The following is a 23,067-nucleotide window of genomic DNA, read 5'->3' on the forward strand; positions in this document are numbered from 1 at the left end:
GGTTTAAGGATACTAAAAGTTAAGGACATGAAAATAAGGCGGGAGGGAAGCGCATGTACAGAGGAAAAGCGAGCAACTTCAAGCTGGAGCGGGAGAACGAGTACGGTTCTCCGGAGCAGAACGCAGCGGTTGAGCGAATCGTGGCGGGCGTCCGGGCGGAAGGGGACGAGGCGCTGCTTAAGTTCACGGCCGATTTCGATAAAGTAGCGCTGACGCCGGATCGCCTGCGCGTGACGCAAGAGGAAATCCAGGGTGCATACGCACAAGTGGAACCGGATTTTCTGGACGCGCTGCGCCGTGCCGCGGCGAATATACGCGCGTTTCACGAGAAGCAGAAGCGGAACACATGGGTCGATGTGCAGCCTGACGGTACGATGCTCGGCATGGTTGTGCGGCCACTGAAACGGGTAGGCTTGTATGTTCCCGGAGGGAAAGCTGCTTATCCTTCTTCCGTGCTGATGAACGTGCTTCCGGCGAAAGTTGCCGGCGTGCCGGAGATCGTCATGGTGACGCCGCCTTCAACGGGCGGTAAGGAAGGCATTGATCCGTACATCCTAGTGGCGGCCGCGGAAGCGGGCGTGACGGAGATGTACAGAGTCGGCGGTGCGCAGGCGGTAGCGGCGCTTGCTTATGGGACGGCGAGTATTCCAGCCGTCGATAAAATTTGCGGGCCCGGCAACATTTATGTCGCGCTGGCGAAACGCGCCGTGTACGGCGCGGTCGACATCGACAGCATCGCGGGGCCGAGTGAAATCGCCGTGCTAGCGGACGAGAGCGCCGATCCGCGGTATATCGCCGCGGATATGCTGTCGCAAGCGGAGCACGACGAGATGGCGTCGGCGGTGCTTGTGACGCCGTCGCAGCAGCTTGCCGACGCGGTCGCGGCGGAATTGGAGCGGCAGGTAGCGACGCTGCCGCGCGAGGCGATCGCGCGCGAGTCGCTTGCGCAGCATGGCGCGATTCTCGTTGTGGACAGCCTGGACGAAGGGCTGGACGTTATAAACAAGCTGGCGCCGGAACATCTCGAAGTGATGACGGAAGATCCGATGGAGCTGCTGGGCCGCATTGAGACGGCGGGCGCGATTTTCTTAGGCCCGTATAGCTCCGAGCCGGTCGGAGATTACTTCGCGGGGCCGAACCATATTTTGCCGACGAATGGCACCGCCCGTTTCTCATCGCCACTGAATGTGGACGATTTTTTGAAGAAATCCAGCTTGATCCGATACAGCAAGAACGCATTGTATAGAGACGCCGCGGGTATCGCGACGCTCGCCCGCCACGAAGGGCTGGAAGGCCACGCCCGAGCAGTGGAAATCAGATTGGAAGGTTGGGAGAACCCATGACCGAACAGACAAAAGCAGGCCGCAGCTCGGCCGTATCCCGCAAGACGAACGAGACCGACATTCAGCTCGCGCTAGGCGTAGACGGCTCCGGTGAAGTGAGCCTCGAGACTGATGTTCCTTTTCTGAACCATATGCTCGACTTGTTCGCGAAGCACGGGCAGTTTGATCTGAAAGTCGAGGCGCGCGGAGACGTAGATATCGACGATCACCATACGGTCGAAGATATTGGCATTTGCCTCGGGCAAGTACTTCGGGAAGCGCTCGGCGACAAGGCGGGCATTAAACGTTACGCCAGCGTGTTCGTACCGATGGACGAAGCGCTTGCGCAAGTCGTTGTCGATATTAGCAACCGTCCGCACTTCGAGATTCGCGGGGATTTTCCGTCGGCGACGGTCGGCAGCTTCACGGTTGAACTCGTTCATGAGTTTCTGTGGAAATTGGCGCTCGAAGCGCGCATTACGTTGCACGTCATCGTCCACTATGGACGCAATACGCACCATATGATCGAAGCGGTGTTCAAAGCGCTCGGTCGCGCTTTGGACGAAGCGACAACGATCGATCCGCGTGTGAAAGGCGTGCCTTCCACAAAAGGGGTGCTGTAAGTGATCGCAATTATCGACTACGGCATGGGGAACCTGCACAGCGTCAGCAAAGCGATAGAGCGACTTGGGCGAGAGGCTGTTGTCACTTCCGATCCGGCGCTGATCATGTCAGCGGGAGGAGCGATTCTTCCCGGCGTCGGCGCTTTCGGCGATGCGATGGCGAACTTGAGGGAGACGGGACTTAGCGATGTCGTCAAAGCTTTTGCCGCGACCGGCAAGCCGCTGCTCGGCATCTGCCTGGGTATGCAGTTGTTGTTCACGGAAAGCGAGGAACACGGCCTGCATCAAGGGCTGGATTTGCTGCCGGGACGTGTCGTCCGGTTCCAAGGGGACTACAAAGTTCCGCATATGGGCTGGAACGAGCTGACGTTTAAGCAGTCGATTCCGTTGTTTAACGGTGTTAAGCCGGGGCACGTTTACTTCGTTCATTCCTACCATGCGTTGCCAGCAAATGAGTCGGATTTACTTGCGGTGACGGATTACCATCAACCGGTGACGGCGATCGTTGGCAGAGGTTCGCTGTACGGCATGCAATTCCATCCGGAGAAAAGCGGCGAGCTCGGCATGACTTTGCTTCGTAAATTTGCCGATCTGACAGTGCATAGTTCTTAAGCTTTTAAAAATAAATTGAGCGTTCAAAAAGTTAGGTTTTCAGCAGCGGACTTTTTGAACTTCCTCTCAAAGAAGGACTGAGTGGATTGCAGTTCAGACCTTGCATCGATATTCACCAAGGCAAAGTGAAGCAGATCGTCGGGGAGACGCTGCAGGCGGATGCATCGAAAGTAGTGGAAAACTTCGTTTCCGAGCGAGGCGCCGATTATTATGCTTCGTTGTACAAGGAGGACGGGTTGACCGGCGGACATATCATTATGCTCGGCGGCGGCAACCGCGAGGCGGCGCTGTCCGCTCTTCGGGCGTATCCCGGCGGCTTGCAGATCGGCGGCGGCATAACGGCGGACAATGCGGCCGACTACTTGCGCGAAGGCGCTTCACACGTTATTGTAACGTCGTATGTTTTCCGGGATGGGCAATTGCACATGGACAACTTGCGCCGTATCGTCTCGGAAGTCGGGCGCGACAAGCTTGTGCTCGATCTGAGCTGTAAAGAGAGGGATGGCAAATGGTACGTCGTCACGAATCAGTGGACGACGTTCAGCGACCTCGAAGTAAATGAGGCGACAATCCGGGAACTCGAGAACTATTGCGACGAGTTTCTCATTCATGCGGTTGACGTCGAAGGGAAACGCGAGGGCGTTCAGGAGAAACTTGCCTCCCAGCTTGCCGAGTGGTCGCGCATTCCGGCTACGTATGCGGGCGGTGCGCGTTCGATCGCGGACTTGGAGCGGTTCCGCGAGCTGACCGGGGGCCATCTGGACATTACGATTGGTAGCGCACTTGATATTTTCGGCGGGGCGTTGCCCTATAGGGAAGTCGTAGATTACTGCGATACGTCGCGATCCAGATAGAGTGTTTATCAAATTCGAAAGGAGGAACGCATCATGTTGGCCAAAAGAATCATTCCGTGCCTTGACGTCAAAGACGGCCGAGTCGTAAAAGGCGTTAACTTCGTGAACTTGCGCGATGCCGGCGACCCTGTGGAACTGGCGGCATTGTACGACCGCGAAGGGGCGGACGAACTCGTATTCCTCGACATCTCGGCATCGGTCGAAGGACGGGCAACGATGGTTGAAGTCGTCCGACGAACTGCTGGAGAGATTACGATTCCTTTTACCGTAGGCGGCGGCATCTCTGCTGTTGAGGACATGAAACGGCTCTTGCGGGCGGGCGCGGACAAAATCGGCATCAATACAGCGGCAATTCGCAATCCGGCGTTGATTACTGAGGGCTCGAGGACGTTCGGCGCGCAGTGTATCGTCGTTGCGATCGACGCGAAGTACAATGCCGAATGGGGCGAATGGGAAGTGTACACGCACGGCGGACGCAATCCGGCGGGCATTCGCGCGGTCGAATGGGCGAAGAAAGCCGAGCAGCTCGGCGCCGGAGAAATTTTGCTGACGAGCATGGACGCGGACGGCACGAAGGACGGCTTTGACATTCGGCTTACGAGCGCTGTATCGGGTACCGTCGGCATTCCGGTTATCGCATCCGGCGGAGCGGGTACGGCGCAGCATTTTGCCGATGCATTCGAGCATGGATTGGCCGATGCAGCGCTTGCGGCAAGTATTTTTCATTATAAGGAACTATCCGTGCAAGAGGTCAAGTCGGCCCTGCGCGATCAAGGAGTGAATGTGAGATGAATCCATCCGAATCGAACGTCCCGTTAGCCGGACAAATTGCGTGGAACGCGGACGGACTCGTGCCCGCTGTCGTGCAGGACGCTGTAAGCAAAGAAGTGCTGATGCTTGCGTATATGAACGAAGAATCTTTGCGTCTATCGCTAGAAAGCGGTCAGACGTGGTTCTGGAGCCGCAGCCGGAACGAGCTGTGGAATAAGGGCGCGACGAGCGGTCACACGCAGCAGATTGTCTCGCTGCATTATGACTGCGATGGCGATACGCTTCTCGTGAAAGTGCGCCAGAACGGTCCGGCGTGCCACACGGGCGCTTATAGCTGCTTCTATCGCGAAGGCTCCGTCTCGGGCGATGCTTTATCGTCGCAAGTCGGCGATCCGCAGCAAGCGCAGCCTGAAGATCGCTTCTCGCCGCTGAGCCGTCTGGAAGCGACGATTGCGCAGCGCGACGCGGAGCGTCCGGAAGGCGCGTATACGACTTATCTGTTCGAGAAGGGCGTCGAGAAAATCGTCAAGAAGATCGGCGAGGAATCCGCCGAGGTCATCATCGCCGCCATGAAGCGGGATACGGTCGAACTCCGCTGCGAGTCCGCCGATCTTATTTTCCACTTGATGGTACTGTTACGGGAGCAAGGCATTCCGTTCGACGATGTGTTGCAGGAGCTTGAATTCCGGCATCGGAAGCCGGTTAAGAAAGATTAAGGGACTGTTGCGAAATAACGAGAAGGATATCCCGTAGGATTTTGTCGGAGTACAAGGAAGCGAAACCGCCGCGTAGCAGAGCTACGCAAGGTTGAAGCTGACGCAGTAATCCGGCAAAAGACAAGGGATAAACGAACAGTTATGTCGTAACAGTCACTAAAGCGAGGGATTCAGATGACGGAGGTTAACCGCGTTACGCAAGGGCCGGGCATGCCAATCGATTACCATACACACAACTACCGCTGCGGGCATGCTGTCGGCACGTTGGAAGAATACGTTCTTAGCGCGATCGACAAGGGTTTGGAGCAGATCGGGCTCTCCGACCATATGCCTCTCGTTAACTTGACGCAGGAGGAGCATCCGGACATTGCGATGCCGATGGACGAACTTCCCCGTTATGTCGAAGAGTGCTTCTCTTTGAAAGAAAAGTACAAAGATCGAATTGCGGTTCGTGTCGGACTCGAAGGAGACTACGTCGAGGGCTACGAGGATAAAATCGAGCGTATTGTCCGCGATTATCCTTGGGATTATGTTATCGGCTCCGTTCATTTCCTCGGTCGCTGGGACGTAACGGATTTCCGTCAGGCGAACAAATGGGAAGGCCGCAACGTCACGGAGGCGTACGTGCAATATTACGACGCGATCGCGAAGGCGGCGGCGACCGGCTTTTACGAGTTTATCGGCCATATGGACGCAATCAAACGATTCGCTCCGACGCTTCCAGAAGAGGACGTATCCGACCTGGAAGAAGCCGCGCTGCAGGCGATCAAGAAGCACGATGTCGCCTTCGAGTTGAACGCTGCAGGGTTCTATGCGCCTTGCAAGGAGATGTACCCGGCGCCTCGTATTCTGAAGCGGGCCCAGGAGTTGGGTATCCCTGTTACGTTCGGTTCTGACGCCCATCATCCCGACAAAGTGGGACAAAAAGGGGCAGACGCGCGAACGTTGCTGAAAAACGTCGGTTTTACGCACTTAGCGACGTTTGAAGAACGTAAACGGACGATGAAACCTTTTTGAATTTCGCCCGTAAACATGTATAATGTAGGTTGACTATGTTAGGACGTGTCTGCAAACCCACTCAGGGGCATCTTTCACCGCCTTTTCGCCCCCTGCTGCGTTGCGATTGTTTGACGTACTTCCGGTACGCCTGCACAATCGCGCCTTGCATGGAACGAAAATTCGGCAACATCTGCGCCCATCGGAGTATGCAGACACGCCCTAGGAATGCAGGTTGACTGACGGTATTCGACACGGACAGTGTTGAAGCTAAATTTGGAGGGGCACATGTACAGCAGCAAGCTACGTATTTTTTCGGGATCATCCAATCCGGCACTAGCAGGCAAAATTGCGGAAAATCTCGGGTTGCCGTTAGGGAAAATCAAGCTTTCCCGTTTCAAAAGCGGTGAAGTGTACGTTCACTATGAGGAAACGATCCGTAACTGCGACGTTTTCCTTGTCCAGTCGCTATCTCATCCAGTCAATGACCACTTTGTCGAGTTGCTGGTCATGATCGACGCAGCCAAGCGGGCGTCCGCCAGAACGGTCAACATCGTTCTTCCGTACTACGGCTACGCGCGCCAAGAACGTAAAGCAGCGCCTCGTGAGCCGATCTCCGCGAAGCTCGTCGCCGACGTCTTGACGACGGTCGGTGCGAATCGAATCGTGACGATTGATCTTCATGCCCCGGCTATCCAAGGTTTCTTCAACATCCCGGTCGATCATTTGACCGCTCTCGATCTCATCAGCGATTATTTGAAATCCAAGAACATCCGCAATCCGGTTGTCGTGTCTCCTGATGCAGGACGAGCGTCGACCGCGGAGAAGCTGGCCAACCAGCTCGACTGCTCGTTTGCAATCATGATTAAGAAACGTCCAGCGCACAACGAATCGGTCATCACTCACGTCATCGGGGATGTCGAGGGCTGTACGCCGATCATTATCGAAGACATGATCGACACCGGCACGACGATCGTGAACGTCGTGGAAGGTTTGAAGGAACGTGGCGCGGAAGACCCGTTCGTCTGCGCAACGCATCCGCTGTTCTCCGGTCCGGCTCTGCAGCGGCTTGACCATCCGAGCATTCGGGAAGTTGTCGTAACCGACTCTATCTCGCTGCCGAACGACCACTCCTCGCGCTTTAAGGTGATCAGCGTCGCTCCGATGCTGGCTGAAGCGACCCGTATTATCATGGAAGGCGGCTCGATCAGCACGCTGTTCAAGAACGCAGGAATTTAATGGGAAAAGAATAACAGACTTACCGCGATGATATGCCTGATACGGCAGATTATCGCGGTTTTTTGCGTTTAAATAAGTGAAAAAAACGGAATTGATCTAACACGGTCCAATCGGATAGCATTTAGGAGATGAAATCGCATGGGAGGCTTGAAATGAAGAAGTATAATGAGTGGGAGCGCGTGAATAAACGGATTCGCCGCAAAGTATTTCAACCGGGACTGCATATGATGAGCATGCTTGTAGAATATGAGAAAGGCGGAATCGGGCCGGAGCATGCGCATCCGCACGAACAATTGGGTTATGTCGTCCAGGGTGCCATACAGATGACGATCGGTGGTCAAACGGTACGAGTCTCGGCAGGAGAACAAGTCCATGTGCCGGGCAACGTTCTCCATTCCGTATTGGCGTTAGAGGATACGCTTCTGTTGGAGACGTTTACGCCATTACGTGAAGACTTGATGATCTAGCTGGCAATGACGCAATGAAGATATGCATGGTCCGAAAACAGGCTTCCGTCCGCGGTGAACTTTGCCGGTCGAAGCCTGTTTTCGTGTTGCCCGGAGATGCTCTTGTAATGTCCGCAAAGAGTAAAAGGTTGACTCATGCGAATAAAGACAAGAAGCGCGCCTCGTATTTATACTACAGCTAAGGTTGCGGGATCCGTTCTGCAACGGGAAATTCTATCGTGAGGTGAACGCGTTGCCTATCCGAATCGACGGGGAAACCGTCATTGCCGAAACACCGCGGCTGACTATGAAGATCGAAAGAGACCGCATCGTCTCTCTCCGTGCCAACGGCAAGGAATGGCTTGCGGAGTCTCTTCCATTGCTGACGTTCCTCTACGCCAATGATAAAGAAGAAACCTATTGCTCCCGGGAGACGAGGGCCGAACAATTGACCGACCAGGCGGTCGATCTGGTATGGGATGGCTTGGCCGGACAGGCCAACATCCGGGTGGAAACGCATGACGAGGACATATGGGTCACTCCTTGCGCGGTAACGACTCGTCTGGGGTTCAAAGCGCTGCGGCTGAATCTAGGCGGATTAATCGCCGATACGGAACTGATCATCCCTACTTTCCAAGGAGTGCGTATCGGCCAAGACTGTCCATACTTGCGGAAAGAACGCTTGCCATGGCCCTATGTCTGGGAGGCGGGCATTATTTTTGCCGAGAACAAGGAGGGAATCTGTTTCTACGCATGGACGGAGGATACCGAAGATCGGTACAAGGCGCTGCATCTCGATCGGGAGACGAAGAGCGTACGGCTTGGTCTGGAAACGGAAAACAATGCTCCTTTTTACGACAAGAAAGAAGCCGGAGGCCATACATGGAAGCTTTCAGTTTCTCCTAACGGTTGGCTTGCAGGCGCGGAGCGTTACGCGGACTGGCTGGAGCGCACGTGGAAGCTGCGGGATATCAGGGAACAGAGAGCCTCCTGGCTGGAGAGTATTACGTATGCGCTGTCCTGGTGCCACAACGATATCAGCCTATTGGATGCGATCGCTTCCAGAATCGATCCGAGTAAAACATTGATTCATTTTCCTGGTTGGCGGACGGACGGCTATGACCGAAATTATCCGAATTATGAAGTTAACGATGACGTGCGCCCTTTCTTGCGAAGAGCGAAAGAGTTGGGCTTTCATACGATGCTTCATTTCAACGTGTTCAGCATATCGGCCAATCATCCGCTGTTCCGATTGTTCAGCGATTATCAATACAGGGATGCGGAGTCGATGGCCTTGATGGCTTGGTATACCGGCACGGACAACAACAGCTTCTCTACCTGCCCTCAGCATCCGATGCTGGAACGTTATGCGGAGCAGGATGTTCTGCTCTCCTATACGCACACGGGATTAACCCGTTGGAGAAACGAAATCACGAAACGGGTCATGAGGATTTTGCAGGAAGAAGACGCGGACTGCGTATTTCTGGATCAGACGAACGGTCTTCCGAACATTTTCAATTCCATGGTGGAAGGGAGAACGACGATTCGGGGAATTCAGCTTCTTCTCTCCGATCTGCTTCGCCTTCGGCCGGGACTGATTATCGGGGGAGAAGGGTTAAACGAAGTGACGATGCGGCATCAGGCCGTCACTCAGCTCCATCTGTTCAAGAGCCATCGTGAAAGCGTACCCGGACTGGAAAAGTATGCTTACCGCGTTTGCGATATTTTGTACCGGGGGCATACCAAATTGATTGCATACTGCAATAACGACGGTCACGATGAAGCATCGGAGCTTCGAATCCGCGTTCACGAGAAACTGGGCGGTATTCCGAGCATGACGCTGAACGATCGGCCGGCAACCGATTTGACCGAGCCGAATGAGGCGGTGCGGGATTTATTCGAAAGGGCCAACACTTGGCGGCCAATGCCTTTCGTATAAAACCTCATACAAGGGAGAAGGGAGGAATCGTCATGAGTCTGGAAAACAAAGTCGTCTTGGTAACGGGCGGAGCGGCCAGCATAGGGAGAGGCATCGTGAACTGCTTCGTTCGCGAGAAAGCGCGGGTCGTCATCGCGGATCGGGATGAGCAAGAAGGGAGCCGACTGGCTCAAGCGCTCTTAGGGCATGGCGCCTCGTGCCTTTACGTTCCGATGGATGTCGCAGTTGAAAGCGACGCCGACAGAACGGTTGAAGAGGCTTTGAAGATGTGGGGCGCGATTGATGTGCTGGTTAACAATGTGGGTACCCATTTCTATAAACCGATTATCGATGTTTCGGTCGATGAATGGGATCGGTTCATAGCAACGGACCTGCGCGGACATTTTCTGATGAGCAAAAAGGTGCTGCCCCATATGATGGCGCGTAACCAAGGGAGCATCGTCAACATTTCTTCCATTCATTCCGTGCTTTCCGCGGCCCATTTCGGCGCGTATGCAGCTGCCAAAGGCGGCATAGTGGCTATGACCCGAAGTATGGCCGTAGAATATGCGCCATTCGGGATCCGGGTGAACGCCGTGCTGCCCGGTTGGACGCGCAATAAAGGCCTGGATATGGAGATGGCGCATTTGACGGATGAGGAAAAAGAGGATCGGATGGGCAAGATGGCGGTCAACATTCCGCTTCGGCGTATTGCCGATCCGATGGAAATCGGTAACAGCGTCGTTTTTCTGGCTAGCGACAAGGCTTCGTACATTACCGGTTCCGCCTTGACGGTAGACGGCGGATTGTCCAGTCGGGTGATCATTTGATGGAAGGAACGACTCGTCCTCTCAAAGACTGGCTCGCCGCTGAATCGGAGGCTGACGACTGTCGCTGGATGTGGCTGGGCCAAGGCTCCTTCGTGTTCCGCTTCGGAAGGGATGCAACGATCTGGATCGATCCGTACCTGTCCGACGCAGTCGAGCGCGAGCTTGGTTTGACCCGGATCTGCCTGCGGTTGTCGTCTCCCGATGAGATTGCAGGCGATATTGTGGCGATTACGCATGACCACGCCGACCATTTCGATCCCGAGACGATCGAATGCGCAGTATCGGCTGGCATGAGAATTGCCGGACCGTCTTCGTGCTTGCGTCATTATCGGGAGATGGGGCTTCCAGAAAAACGGTATCTAGAACTGGACCGCGGCCAGATGCAATCAATAGGCGGAGTCCGGATCACAGCCGTTCCCGCCCATCATCCTTCCGGTAACGACAGTACGTATGATTCTGTGGGGTATGTGCTGGAATGGCGGAGTTTGTCTCTCTATATAGCAGGCGATACGGAATGGACCGAAGAGGTTGCGAATGCCGTTCGCGGACTTCGTCCCGATGCGGCGTTCGTTCCGATCAATGGTCAGTGGGGCAATATGAACGCGTATGACGCATCATTGCTGGTACAGACGGCCGAAGCCAAACGAGCGATTCCGATGCATTTCGGGATGTTCGCGGAGAACGATGCCGACCCGCAGCAATTTGCCGACTATGTCCGGGAACTGAGTTTGACGTGCAAGGTAGAAGTGCCTGTGCTCCATCAAGGCGCTAGTTTTTCTGCATAGAAATGGATTTTTGATACCAAGACAAATCAATGATTCACGTACTATAATAAATTTCTGTAAGCGCAATCATGAAACATAAGGCGGATGCTTCCTATGAGAGGCGCCGCCTTTGGATATATTCAGACGACGATTTGGAGTGATTGCGATGTATAAGCTGCTGATCGTGGACGATGAGAGCGAGATCCGCCAAGGCTTGGAAGCGCTGGATTGGGAGTCGATGGGGATTCAAATCGTAGGCTGCTGCGAGAATGGGTTGATCGCTTACCAGCGTATTCAAGTTGAAATCGTGGATATCCTGCTGACCGATATTCGAATGCCGTTCATGGATGGTCTGGAATTAATCCAACAGGTCGCCCGGAGGTACCCTTACATTAAGACGGTCATTTTGACCGGACACGATGACTTTTCCTATGCCAAACAAGGCATTCGATCAGGGGTGTCCGACTTTTTGCTGAAGCCCGTTAACGATGGCGACATTCAACAGACGTTTAGGAGAATCACAAAAGAATTGGACGAGATGCGCCTTGTCGAGGTTAGAAACACGGCTCTGGAACGGAAGGCGAAGCTCTCGGCTTATTTCCTGAGGCAGCGATTTATGCAAAAGATGCTGTTTCAAAGCTTGTCGCCGGATGAAATCGAGGAAGGCTGCTCAGAAGGAGAAATGACGCTGGAAAGCGAGCGGTATGCTGTCATGATCATGCGTCTTGACCGTAAACTTGAGCAGGAGAATTACTATTCGCACCGCGAATGGGATTTAATTATGTTTGCGCTGGACAATATTTTCACGGAAGTCTGGGACAGCGAATCTCACGGTTACCATTGGATAGATTCTGGCACGGGAAAGTGTTATTTACTTTGCACAAATTCGCAACTTCTGAAGAGACCTGGGGAGGAGCCTTCGATGCTAGCGGAGAAAGCGGCGGCGATTACAGAAAGCTTTCACCGCATCCGGGGCTTGATCCTGTCGACCCTATCGACCGGCATTGGTCCGGTTGTGGCCCAAGCTTCGCAAATCTGGTTATCCTGCCGGACGATCGACCAGTCTCTAACCGCAAACCCACAGAAGCAAATTACGATTGCGGAACGGATTCTTCTGGCGCAGCCTGAAGTGGTTAAGAACGACTCGATGCGCCGGGGACCGGAAACTTCGCTCAAGGAGGAGTCGGCCCAAGCCATTATCGAATCGGTCAAACGGTATATTGATCAAAACTACGAACGGTCGATCACGCTTCAGGACGTAGCGGAACATCTCCATTTTAATGCGAATTATTTAAGCTCGTTATTCCGCAAAGTAACGGGGACTAATTATATTCACTATTTAACCGACTGTCGGATGCGGCAAGCGATCAAGCTTCTTCAGCATTCTTCTTACAAAGTGTATGAAATATCCGAGATGGTAGGGTACTCTACGCCTGCCTACTTCATTGATTTGTTTCGCAAGCATACAGGCAACACGCCCCATGAATTTCGCTCCCGGCTGGGAATGCCATGAATTGGACGCATCGGAAACGTATCGTTGTATCGGCGGTAGGGTTATCGTTATGCGCTCAGCTCTTATTGTTGACGATGGGGATTATCGGCGCGGGCAAAATCGATCGGGGGATTGAGGAAGCTTCGCAGGAGAAGTTGCTGGATGCCGTCAGCGTGAACGTTACGACCTTCCTGAGCCAAATGAACGCCATGCTGAGCTACCTGCAGTCCAATGAGCTCGGAGATTACGTCCAATCGTACCTCGGATTTGAAGATCCAGCCGTGAAGGCGCAAAAAACCGGCAAAGTGAATACGATTTTGGATCAAATTCGGTTATCGGAAGATTTAATCGATTCGATCTATATTCTCGGTAATTTTCCGTTCCAGGAAAATATCGTGTTGCATGCCGAAGGTGAACGTCCGCAAGGCGAATATATCCCGAATATAGCCGACCTGGGGACTTCGGGACTGTTGCCGGCATTGCAGTATTACCACCATCGTCCCGTCGTTTTTTCTCCGGGAGAATTGACTGGCAGCATTACTGCGTCTTCGGCGATGAATCCGGAAGAAAAGGCCGGCGTTCGCAAGTTCGCCGAGAGTTTGGAAGGACATATCGTACTTACCAGCGGAGTACTCGACGTCAGACCGAAGTCCTTCATCGTCGTCATGGTCATGAAACCCCATTTGCTTCGGTATCTGGTGCACGAAGATTCATTTACCTCCTTTAAGCTGCTGGACGGCAACAAGAAGGTCCTGGATCAAACGCAGTCGCTCTCGGGCAACGATCTTGTTCATTACGCGCGAGCCATCAATCCCTCCGGAATCCAACTGGAAATGTCCGTGAGGAAAGACGCGTACCTGGTCGAGAATAAAGAAGCTTTTATTAAGAAGTACATTTTGTTTTTTGTACTGGCATCGGTCGGCACTTTTATCGTCACGACGGTGTATTCCCACTATCTCATTTTGCCGTTTCGCAAGCTATCGCATCGGATGAAAAAGCAGCACTTGCTGCTTCCTCTGCAATTTCTCCCCAACGATAAAGTGAACAATGGGATTTTGCCGTCATTGTCCTTAAGGAAGAAGTTATTTGTTCTGTTTTTTCTATCGGTTGGCGCCCCGGCGATCTCTTCCGGAATCGCTTATTACCAGTATATTCACCACTTTGCGGAATTGCAGATGAAGTCTTATGTGAAACAATTGACAGAGCAAACAAGCTTGAATGTTCATCGGCAGACCGTAATTTATGAAGATTTGATCAATAAACTGACGGTGAATCAGACGTTCGCAGGTTTGCTCGCAAGCCCGATTCCGGTCAATTCCAATTCGAAACAGCTTCCGGATATTTCATTTCTACAATATCCGGGAATTAACGATATCTCTTACTTCGTTCTTTATAATCTGTTGGGAACGCCAATGTATTCCAACCAAGGCTCCGAGTTTTTCAACCCTTATTCATTGGAGAACGCAGCCAGAAAAAAACTCGAACAATCCGAGAATGCCATCTGGGTTTCCAATATGAAGGACCTGTATAACCAGCCGACATTATCTATGATCAAGAGGGTAATCGACACTGCGGATCCGGGTGCGAAGCCGATCGGGATTATTCAAATCGTCCTGAATCAATCCGCCTTTCAATCGATTCTCCCGCAGAGCAGCGGCTTATACCTGGAGATCGACCCGAAAGGGGGAGTTGTTCTTCGGAACGATGCAACGAACCGGTTGACGGGGGTCATTAAACAGATTAGCTCCGATCTGACGAAGGAGTTATTCGACCGTTATCTGATTGTGGTATTCTCCAGTATCGCGATTGCGATGCTGCTTATTCTGGGGTTGACGAGGTGGTTGATCCGCTCGATCGAGCACTTGAAGACGGCGATGGAACTGCCGGTTTCGGACGGGAGGATGCAGCGTAGAGTCGTTGCCAAAGGCAGCGATGAGATCAGCGATCTGGTCGACAGCTTCAACGGAATGCTGGATCAAATTAACCGGCTGATGGATGAGAACATGCGGATCGCGGAAGAGAACAGCCAAAGCAGAATGAACCAGCAGATGCTGCTATCTCTGAAAACCCAGGCGGAATTGAAGATGCTGCAGTTGCAAATTAATCCTCATTTCCTGTACAACACCTTGCAGAGCATCGGAATGCGGTCCAAGCAGTCGGGCGACGAAGTGGTGGGGGTCATGATCTATGCGCTCGCCGATCTGTTTCATTACAGCATTAGCCGGGACGGCAACTTCGTATCCTTGACCGAAGAGATTCAACATACGCGCAATTACATTGCGATCCAAGCCTTTCGCTTCAAAGATAAATTCACGGTAGAATGGAAAATTTCCGAAGAAGCGCTATCCAGCCGGGTACTTAAATTCATTTTGCAGCCCTTGGTGGAAAACGCCATTTCCCATGGCGTTCTCCATTCCATTAGAGAAGGAAAAATCGTGATCGAAGCGTCCGCGGATGAACAGTATGTGACCCTATCGGTAACGGACAACGGAGTGGGGATCGATCCGCAGCGGTTATTATCGTTAAAGGAACAATGGCATCTGGACGTGTCCGAGGAACTCGGCAAGCCGCATTCCGTTATTGGAGGCAAAGGAGGCGGGCTTGGGCTGAACAACGTTTATTTTCGCTTGCTGTTTATTTATCACGGCCAAGCTCGAATGGACATCGACAGCGAATTGTTCGAAGGCACGCGCGTCAGGTTGTTTATCCCCCGATCATCTGAATAATTCGATATCGGTATCTGTATTTTGTAGCATTGAGAGCGGAACCGTTCCTTGTTAAATTTGAGATGTAAAACGCGGCCGCAATCCAAACTCAACCAACAGGGGGATTCAACGGTGTCCAAGAAGTGGTTATTCCAATTGACAGCGCTTTCTTTAGTATTAGCTTTAGTCCTTGCCGGATGCAGCGGCAACAATGGCGGCAAGGGCAATGCCGCTTCGCCTTCGTCGGGCGCTTCCGATGCAGGCCAGACTTCTCCCGCCGCGAGCAGCGAAGATTCCGGCAACGGAGAGAAAGTAACCATCCGCATCAATCTGGCAATTGGAGAGATCTTTGATGAACAGATCGCAGAGTTCGAGGCTGCCCATCCGAATATTCATGTGGAGCGAGTCGATTCCGATTTCAATAAATTGATGAGTCAGATCGCCGCGAAATCCGAGATAACACCGGATATCTTCCGTTTATTCGGTGCCAGTGAATTTCCCTTCTACGCAAGCAGAGGGTTGGCGCTGGATTTGCAGCCATACTTCGACAAGAGCGAAATCTTCAAGCAAGACGACCTTCTTGACGCTACGAACATATTCCGTTGGGATGGAAAAGTATCGGGTCAAGGCGATATTTACGGTTTTCCTAAAGATTGGGCGCCCGACTTCAACCTGTTCATTAATAAAAAATTGTTTGAGGAAGCCGGAATCCCCATCCCAAGCGATAAGCAGTCTCTAACCTGGGAACAGGTTATGGAATATGCCAAGAAGCTAACGAAGAAGAATGGGGAAAAAGTGGAACAATGGGGTTTATATGATCCATTGGGCGGCGGAGTCGCCATGAATCAGGATCTGATGCTGGCGCAGTTGGCTTCCCTGGGGCAATCCTTGTATTCCGCGGATAACAGCAGCATTGTACTAGATACCCCGGAAGCGAAAAAAGTGATGCAGTATTGGATCGATGCGGTCCAAGCGCCGGTCGGTCCGAGCGCGCTCCATACCGAAGCGCTGAACTTTATCGACCTGTTCTCGCAGGATAAATTGGGCATGATGATTGTTGGATATTGGTTCAGCGGCATGCTGAGAACGAACGAGCTTACGAAAAACCACCTGGACGATTTCGTGATGCTGCCCGCCCCGATTATGGAGGGAGGCAAGCGGGTCGAGGCAACCCGCAGCGGCACCGGCGGCATTATTTACAGCGGAACCAAACATCCGAATGAAGCTTGGACCGTGTTCGAATGGTTCTATGGTGCGAAACCTGCCGAAGACAGGGCGAAAGGCGGCTGGGGAGTGCCGGGCTTTAAGTCGAGGATCGAGCTTCTCCCGCAGGAAACGAATTTCGACAAGCAGACGCACAGTATTATTGTTGACGATCTTAAGAACTTGACGACGCTTCCTTATAACCCCTATATGTCGGCAATGTCGTTAGGGACGATACTCGACAAGTATATGACTCCTGTGTATTTCGGTAAAGATACATTGGATGGGGCGATCGAGAAAGTGACGAAGGAAGTCAATATTCAAATTCAAGAAAACAAAGATATCGTCGGTGCCAAATAATAATCTATTAAGGGGTGGAGGCGATTTAATCGCTTCCACCCTTCATATAAAGGAAGGAGGTTAGCCTCATGGGAAAGATAGAGCGGAGAGAGAATAAAGAGTTTTATATTCTGACGCTGCCTTGGATCGTAGTATTCGTTTTTATGTCGCTTATCCCTTTGGTATACGGATTCTATTTGAGCTTTACTAATTTCGCCGGCTTTAACTTCGATCATGTCAGAGGCGTGGGGCTGCGAAACTACCGAAACGTATTCTCGGATAACGATGCGATGTATTCGTTGGGACGCTCCTTTTATGTCGGTTCGTTAAACGTGATATTCAGCACGGTGATCGGATTTCTGATTGCCAATCTCTTAAATCAGAAGTTTAAGGGCATTAGTTTTTATCGTTCTTTATATTATTTGCCGGCTATACTGCCGATCACGGCGGTCGGATTGATGTGGAAATATATATTCGCGGACAATGGCATACTGAATAGCTTTCTGAATTTCGTCGGTTTTGAACCGATCAACTGGCTTGGCTATGATCATGCCACGCTTTCGCTGCTCATTCTGTTGTGTTGGGGATGCGGCGGTGGAGTCATTATCTACTTGGCAGGTTTGAAGGGCATATCGGCGGAGCTTTACGAGGCGGCGGCCATCGACGGGGCAGGGACGCTGCATCGATTCCGGCGCATCACCATTCCTCTGATGACGCCTGTTATTTTCTTTAATCTTGTTTTCGGTATTATAGGTTCTCTGCAAATATTTGCCCAGACGACTTTGCTGTCGTCGAGCAGCGGATTGATGGGAGTTCCGATCCGCCCCATTTACTTGTATTTGGTCCATACTTTCCAGCAGATTTTCATGTTTCAGCGGTATGCCTATGGCCTGGCGTTGCTGTGGGTACTATTTATCATCACGATCCTGCTAACGCTCATCATCTTCGGTACGAGCCGGTTATGGGTTCATTATGAATCCGATACACGCAAAGGAGGCTAAGCGTTGCTTCCCAACATCACAACTCGTATTTTCCTATATGCGATCCTGCTGCTTCTCGCCTTCATTTTCGCTTTCCCGCTGTACTGGATGGTAGCCAATTCGCTTCAGCCTCTCTTGACGGGAGTTACCTGGTTTCCGAAACGCCCGACGTTGGAAAACTATCATCTTGCGTTCACGCTTCAGCCTTTCTGGAGGCATTTCAAGAATTCATGTATTCTCGCTCTTATTTCCGTCGGCATTCCGATTTTCACCAGTTTTTTCTCGGCGTTTGCTTTTGCGCGGCTAAGGGCGAAATTCAAAGGCGTTCTGTTCATGATCATATTGTCCACGATGATGATTCCGGCGACAGTAACCCAGATTCCGCAATTTGTGCTCTTTCACGAATACGGGCTGCTTGGCACTTACTGGCCTTGGATTATCGGGGCGCTAGGCGGAAGTCCGTTCATCATTTTTCTGTACCGGCAGTTTTTTATGAATATTCCGAAAGAGTTGGACGAAGCCGCCCGGATCGACGGATGCTCGACCTACCGCATTATCTATCGCATCTATATGCCGGTCTCGATGCCGGTGATCGCCACGGCGGCCATCATGGCTTTTAATGCAAGCTGGGGCGCCGATTACTTGGGTCCGTTCATGTTCTTGCAGGAAAGGCAGTACCCGCTGGCTACTCAGCTGATGCAAGTCGGATATACAATGCCGTCGGCTCCCCAAGTCAGTTTGTTCCAGGTTCAAGAGGCGGCGTTGGTCATTTTCGTTTTGCCGATTTTGATTGTTTTCCTGTTGGGACAGCGCTTCCTGATCAGCGGCATTATGACGGGAGCGGTGAAATCTTAAGGCTGGAACGGAGGAAGAACAGTGAAATCGGCAAAGCTCTGGATAACGAAAGGCATACAGCATTGGGCGATCGTTCAGCAAATCGACGGATACGCTTCCCTCGCATTGGAGGTCGTATGCGAGACGGAGGAGGCTTTCGACTCGTCCCGGATGGAGGTAAAGGTTCGCGTCATTCTTGAAGAGACCGGCACGACTGTTGCGCTGTCCGACAAGAGCGAAAGGTTGTCGGAACGGATCTGGATGGTGGAAGTCGAACGAGTTCCGGCGGGGGGCCTGTATCGGATAGAACTCTATCTGTGCAAGAAGGACTCGCCGGAACCGTGGGCAGTTCGCGGGGAGACGGTTCATCATGTCGGCGTGGGCGACATTTGGGTCATTGCCGGACAGAGCAACGCTCAAGGAACCGGTGTAGGCAATTATGCGGATGCCGCAGAGCTTGGCATTCACGTATTCAGAAACAATCGGCAGTGGGATATCGCGACGCATCCGCTGCGCGACGATTGCGGGCATTCCCCTTACTTGTCCTTTGCCAAGGAGGTCAAGAAGGAAGTAAGGCATCCGATCGGATTGCTGCAAACCGCGGTAGGAGCTACCTGGCTGCAGCTGTGGAATCCGAATGAAAACGGTTGTCTTTATCGGGAGATGCTGGAGACGATACGGCAAGTCGTAGGGAAAGCGAAGGGCATTTTATGGTACCAGGGAGAATCGGATGCGGCGTGGTATTGGTATAACGACTGCAATTCCTCGGAGCCCGACACCTACCTGGACCGTTTCAATCAACTGGTCGTTCAATGTCGGAACGACTTGGGGCAAGACGATCTTCCTTTCTTGACCGTGCAATTAAATCGAACGTCGTTTACCGGATATCCGGAGGAGAACCGTTCATGGGGAACGGTACGCGAAATGCAGCGAAGAGCGGCCCGGGAGATCGAGCGCGTCTATGTGACGTCATCGCTTGATTGCGCGTTATCGGATCAAATTCATAACGGGACTTACGGCAACAGAATCATCGGCGAACGCTTGGCTAAGATGGCATTAGCCGAAGTGTACGGAAAGCCGTTCCGCTATCAAGCGCCGGATCTCATTCGGGCCGAGCTTAAAGCGCCGACTGCCGAAGGTCGTTCGACCGTATGGCTTCGATTCGGCAACGTACAGGGCAATCTTAGCGCGACCGATCCGCAGGCTGCCGTCTTCCGGGCGGAAGACGGCGTGGGAGAAGCCGCTGTCCTCGAATGGAAAGTCGAAAGTAAAGACGTTATCTCATTATCGCTGGATCGGATCGTTGGCAGGGATGTGCGGATTCATGGAGCGTCCGAAGCTAACCCGGCTTTTATGCTTCCGATCGACACGACTACCGGCATGCCGATTCTTGCGTTTTACGGCGTAGTCTGCGAGGCAGTGGATTGAGGGGATACGAGACACGTTCGCTGACACAAGCGTCGGGAGCTGTGTAGTTCATTACGGAGAGGAAGAAGAGAAACATGCTGCGCATGCGCTATCGCGATTATTTGAATAAAGTTCACGGCGGCTGGCTGGGCAAATGCATCGGCGGGACGATCGGAGCGCGGATGGAAAACAACAAGGACTTGCTGGACTTTACGGTAAACGACGTATTTCCGGACGAGATCCCGCCCAATGACGATCTGGACTTGCAGATTTTATGGCTTCACGTCTTGGAACAGAAGGGCAGCCGGATCGACAGCCGCGATCTGGCGGACGGCTGGCTGGAGCATTGCTGGTACCCGTTCAACGAATACGGTTACTTCGTCAAAAACTACAGAATGGGCATCGCCCCGCCCTACTCCGGCGTGTTCAACAACGATTATTTCCGCAATTCGATGGGCTGTCCGATCCGTTCGGAGATTTGGGGCTTCATTAGTCCCGGCCACCCCGAGGTAGCCGCCCAGTACGCTTATCAGGACGGGATTCTGGATCACGACATGCTGGCTGTGCAGGGCGAGCAGTTTCTGGCGGCGCTCGAAGCGCAAGCGTTCTTCGAGACTGATCTGCTGCGTCTGATCGAGCATGGAATGCGCTTTATTCCGCACGATTCGGAGCTCAGCCGCTGCATCCGATTCGTTCGCGACGGCTTTCTCCAGGGCTTAGGCTGGCAGGACATTCGAGCGCGAATGCTGCGGCAATACGCTTCACCCGACGCTTCGCATTGCGTGCAAAATATCGGCCTGACCGTGCTGGCTTTGCTGCTCGGCAAGGGGGATTTCACTGAGACGATGATGATTGCCGTCAACAGCGGTTACGATACGGATTGTACGGCCGCGACATCCGGCGCCATTCTGGGCCAGATTCTCGGGGCCGACGCCATCCCCGCCTTATGGCTCGACCGTATGGGCGAGGAATATGTCATGTGGTTTCCCTTGAACAGACGCTCCCTGCGTATTCGGGATTTGGCGGAAGACACGTGCGCCGCAGGACTATCGCTGGTCCGGGACGGAGTGCTGCAGATCGAGCTCACCGATATTCCGGCGCATGTGAAGCCTTCGCTGCCGGAACGTCGGCCCGAGCCTCTGTACGCAATCGATACGATATACGAGGGTCAGCCTTCGATCGGCTTCGGCGAAACGGCTCAAGTGAGGCTAGTCCTGCATAATCGCAGTGCCCGACCGCATGTCGGCAGTGTGCGAATCGCATGTGCGGACAGCTTGACGGCAAGTCTGGAGCGGGTGGACGTGAAGGTCGAGGCAGGCGGGCAGTTGGAAATCCCGCTGCTGTTCCAAGTGAAGCCGGACGTCGCATTCATCCCGCAAACGAACATCAACGCGATCACGTGGTCGGGGCCGGACGGGGCAGTGGTCGAGGCACGCTTCGGCCTGGCCGGGGCGGCTCGCGTGAAGGTTGTCGGCCCGTTCTGGGACATTTACGATACGCGATTGCATGATGAGCATCCGTTCTACAGAGGGAGGCCGAGCGGCCGGGCCAACTTCAACAACTACGTCAATATCGAAAGGCCGTATATCGACGAATCGTTCGCGGGCATCGACACGCTCGAAGGCCTGCATGTTAACATGCATATGGACAAAATGCGGCTGAACGAGCTGTTCGGGCACCTGGGGCAATCGTGTGTGTACGTCGTACAGCATCTTTATTCTCCGGTCGAACGGGATGCGTATGCCGTCATCGGACATAACGACGCCTACAAGTTCTGGCTGAACGGCGAACTGAAAGGCGAAGCCAAAGAACACACATTATGGATGCCTTATAATGACGAAATTCCCGTGCGTTTGCGGCAGGGCGATAATCTGCTGATTTACAAAATTGTCCGTTCGGACAACCGCTTTGAGTTTAGCAGTGGTTTCAGAGGAGACTTACCGTTCGCCAAGGAGCCCAACTTCACGCATTGGTTTATCGATCTTTCCAGTGCTATCTCCTGATGTTGGCTGGATCGATCGTATTCGATTGGAGCCGGCTTAAGCGACAGGCATTATGAATAACGCCGATGTTGGACTTCTCTCGTCCATATCGGCGTTTTTTATTGCAGGAATACAGGCTCGGTTGCTTGGCTCGCAACCTCCTCGCGATACCGCCCGGGCGAGATGCCCATCTCCTTCGAGAAAATTTTGGTGAAATACTGTACTGTATCGCATCCGACCTCATTCGATATTTCTTTGATGGACATTGGGGATTCTGTGAGCAAATGAACCGCTCTTCTGATTTTCTCTTCCCGCAAATAACGGGAGAATGAGATGCCGAGGTCGCTCGTGAAGATCCGGGAAAGGTGACGCCCAGACACATGCAAATATTCGGCTACCGTATTCAGGTGGAGTTCCTGCGATAGATTGTCCCGGATGAACTGTCTGGCCTGATGAAGGAGAATCGAAGACGAGCGCTTGGGACGATTGTTTTCTTCGAAAGAACGATTGTCCTCAGGGCGTGTAAACTGATCGCACAGCGCGGCAAACAGGGCATGAATCAGGTGGCCGAAAATTTCGGCACCCAGTACGAAGGGGCTTGCCGCTTGTTCGTACAGCATTTTCCACAATCTAGCGGAGAGGGTGTTCCCGCAGTTTGACACAATGCGTACGGGAGAAGTCCGGAGCCGCTCGTATGCATGAATGCCGTAGGCCGTCGATTCTGCCTCAATGACATTAAATCCGAGCCAGATCACTTGAATGCCATGTGTACTTGAAAGCTTATGCCAAGTTCCGGGCGGTGTCATCAAGAGGGTGTCCGAGACAATCTGATGGTCCGTCTCCCCCTCTGAATATACGGCCGACCCGGACAGAATATAGCAAAATTCCACAAAGGAATGGCGATGCAGCGGATGGTCGCGGTGATTGTCGAACGCTCCGAACGTCTGGATGAAGAAAGTGGCTTCTTTGCCAGGCAGCTTGGAGAAATGTTGATTGATGTAGTTTTGGTTTTCGCTGCGTAAAGTCTGAAGCAT

General features: G+C 52.8%; 20 protein-coding genes. 19 read left to right on the forward strand and 1 reads right to left on the reverse strand.

Features of this window, described 5'->3' with window-relative positions; translation table 11 throughout:
- Positions 1-53 precede the first annotated feature (53 nt).
- The 19 genes from hisD to ACFPOF_RS00655 all read left to right on the forward strand — a co-directional run bounded on the left by hisD (position 54) and on the right by ACFPOF_RS00655 (position 22,054).
- Positions 54-1,343: a histidinol dehydrogenase gene (gene hisD / locus ACFPOF_RS00565; protein ID WP_378128568.1), complete on the forward strand. Its 1,290-nt coding sequence runs from the start codon at positions 54-56 to the stop codon at positions 1,341-1,343.
- The gene (gene hisB, locus ACFPOF_RS00570) at positions 1,340-1,945 is read left to right on the forward strand and encodes an imidazoleglycerol-phosphate dehydratase HisB (protein WP_378128570.1); all 606 of its coding nucleotides are present in this window, start codon (positions 1,340-1,342) and stop codon (positions 1,943-1,945) included. Before hisD ends, hisB begins: the two co-directional genes overlap by 4 nt.
- Positions 1,946-2,557, forward strand: coding sequence for an imidazole glycerol phosphate synthase subunit HisH (hisH, locus tag ACFPOF_RS00575; RefSeq protein WP_378128572.1), 612 nt, complete (start codon positions 1,946-1,948; stop codon positions 2,555-2,557).
- An 86-nt stretch (positions 2,558-2,643) separates the two neighbouring features.
- The gene (gene hisA / locus ACFPOF_RS00580; protein ID WP_378128574.1) at positions 2,644-3,411 is read left to right on the forward strand and encodes a phosphoribosylformimino-5-aminoimidazole carboxamide ribotide isomerase; all 768 of its coding nucleotides are present in this window, start codon (positions 2,644-2,646) and stop codon (positions 3,409-3,411) included.
- 33 nt (positions 3,412-3,444) lie between these two features.
- Positions 3,445-4,203 carry an imidazole glycerol phosphate synthase subunit HisF gene (gene hisF, locus ACFPOF_RS00585; RefSeq protein ID WP_378128576.1) on the forward strand — a complete coding sequence of 253 codons (759 nt, stop codon included), beginning with the start codon at positions 3,445-3,447 and terminating at the stop codon, positions 4,201-4,203.
- Positions 4,200-4,898 (forward strand): bifunctional phosphoribosyl-AMP cyclohydrolase/phosphoribosyl-ATP diphosphatase HisIE, encoded by a 699-nt coding sequence (gene hisIE / locus ACFPOF_RS00590; protein ID WP_378128578.1) that lies wholly within the window; start codon positions 4,200-4,202, stop codon positions 4,896-4,898. Before hisF ends, hisIE begins: the two co-directional genes overlap by 4 nt.
- A 210-nt stretch (positions 4,899-5,108) precedes the next feature.
- Positions 5,109-5,915, forward strand: coding sequence for a histidinol-phosphatase HisJ (gene hisJ, locus ACFPOF_RS00595; RefSeq protein ID WP_378129028.1), 807 nt, complete (start codon positions 5,109-5,111; stop codon positions 5,913-5,915).
- 267 nt (positions 5,916-6,182) lie between these two features.
- On the forward strand, positions 6,183-7,133 hold the full coding sequence (locus ACFPOF_RS00600; RefSeq protein ID WP_378128580.1) for a ribose-phosphate diphosphokinase: 951 nt from the start codon (positions 6,183-6,185) through the stop codon (positions 7,131-7,133).
- A 152-nt stretch (positions 7,134-7,285) separates the two neighbouring features.
- Entirely contained in the window at positions 7,286-7,600 is a 315-nt protein-coding gene (locus tag ACFPOF_RS00605; RefSeq protein ID WP_378128582.1) for a cupin domain-containing protein, read from the forward strand.
- 232 nt (positions 7,601-7,832) lie between these two features.
- Positions 7,833-9,518 (forward strand): DUF6259 domain-containing protein, encoded by a 1,686-nt coding sequence (locus ACFPOF_RS00610; RefSeq protein WP_378128583.1) that lies wholly within the window; start codon positions 7,833-7,835, stop codon positions 9,516-9,518.
- Between the two features lie 32 nt (positions 9,519-9,550).
- Entirely contained in the window at positions 9,551-10,327 is a 777-nt protein-coding gene (locus tag ACFPOF_RS00615; protein ID WP_378128585.1) for an SDR family NAD(P)-dependent oxidoreductase, read from the forward strand.
- The gene (locus tag ACFPOF_RS00620) at positions 10,327-11,112 is read left to right on the forward strand and encodes an MBL fold metallo-hydrolase (protein WP_378128587.1); all 786 of its coding nucleotides are present in this window, start codon (positions 10,327-10,329) and stop codon (positions 11,110-11,112) included. Before ACFPOF_RS00615 ends, ACFPOF_RS00620 begins: the two co-directional genes overlap by 1 nt.
- Positions 11,113-11,257: 145 nt before the next feature.
- The gene (locus ACFPOF_RS00625; protein WP_378128589.1) at positions 11,258-12,604 is read left to right on the forward strand and encodes a response regulator transcription factor; all 1,347 of its coding nucleotides are present in this window, start codon (positions 11,258-11,260) and stop codon (positions 12,602-12,604) included.
- Complete coding sequence (locus tag ACFPOF_RS00630) at positions 12,601-15,309, forward strand: sensor histidine kinase (RefSeq protein WP_378128591.1); 2,709 nt, start codon at positions 12,601-12,603, stop codon at positions 15,307-15,309. Before ACFPOF_RS00625 ends, ACFPOF_RS00630 begins: the two co-directional genes overlap by 4 nt.
- Before the next feature lie 111 nt (positions 15,310-15,420).
- Positions 15,421-16,851 (forward strand): ABC transporter substrate-binding protein, encoded by a 1,431-nt coding sequence (locus ACFPOF_RS00635; RefSeq protein WP_378128593.1) that lies wholly within the window; start codon positions 15,421-15,423, stop codon positions 16,849-16,851.
- 68 nt (positions 16,852-16,919) lie between these two features.
- Positions 16,920-17,831, forward strand: a complete 912-nt coding sequence (locus tag ACFPOF_RS00640) for a carbohydrate ABC transporter permease (RefSeq protein ID WP_378128595.1) — start codon at positions 16,920-16,922, stop codon at positions 17,829-17,831.
- Between the two features lie 3 nt (positions 17,832-17,834).
- Complete coding sequence (locus ACFPOF_RS00645; RefSeq protein WP_378128597.1) at positions 17,835-18,665, forward strand: carbohydrate ABC transporter permease; 831 nt, start codon at positions 17,835-17,837, stop codon at positions 18,663-18,665.
- 21 nt (positions 18,666-18,686) lie between these two features.
- Positions 18,687-20,072 (forward strand): sialate O-acetylesterase, encoded by a 1,386-nt coding sequence (locus tag ACFPOF_RS00650; protein WP_378128599.1) that lies wholly within the window; start codon positions 18,687-18,689, stop codon positions 20,070-20,072.
- A gap of 74 nt (positions 20,073-20,146) precedes the next feature.
- Positions 20,147-22,054: an ADP-ribosylglycohydrolase family protein gene (locus tag ACFPOF_RS00655; RefSeq protein ID WP_378128601.1), complete on the forward strand. Its 1,908-nt coding sequence runs from the start codon at positions 20,147-20,149 to the stop codon at positions 22,052-22,054.
- A gap of 98 nt (positions 22,055-22,152) precedes the next feature.
- Here ACFPOF_RS00655 and ACFPOF_RS00660 read toward each other — a convergent pair whose 3' ends face one another.
- A complete protein-coding gene (locus tag ACFPOF_RS00660) occupies positions 22,153-23,067 on the reverse strand; it encodes a helix-turn-helix domain-containing protein (protein WP_378128603.1) in 915 nt (304 codons plus the stop codon).

It is taken from the genome of Cohnella soli, assembly GCF_042655525.1.
Lineage (GTDB): Bacteria > Bacillota > Bacilli > Paenibacillales > Paenibacillaceae > Cohnella > Cohnella soli.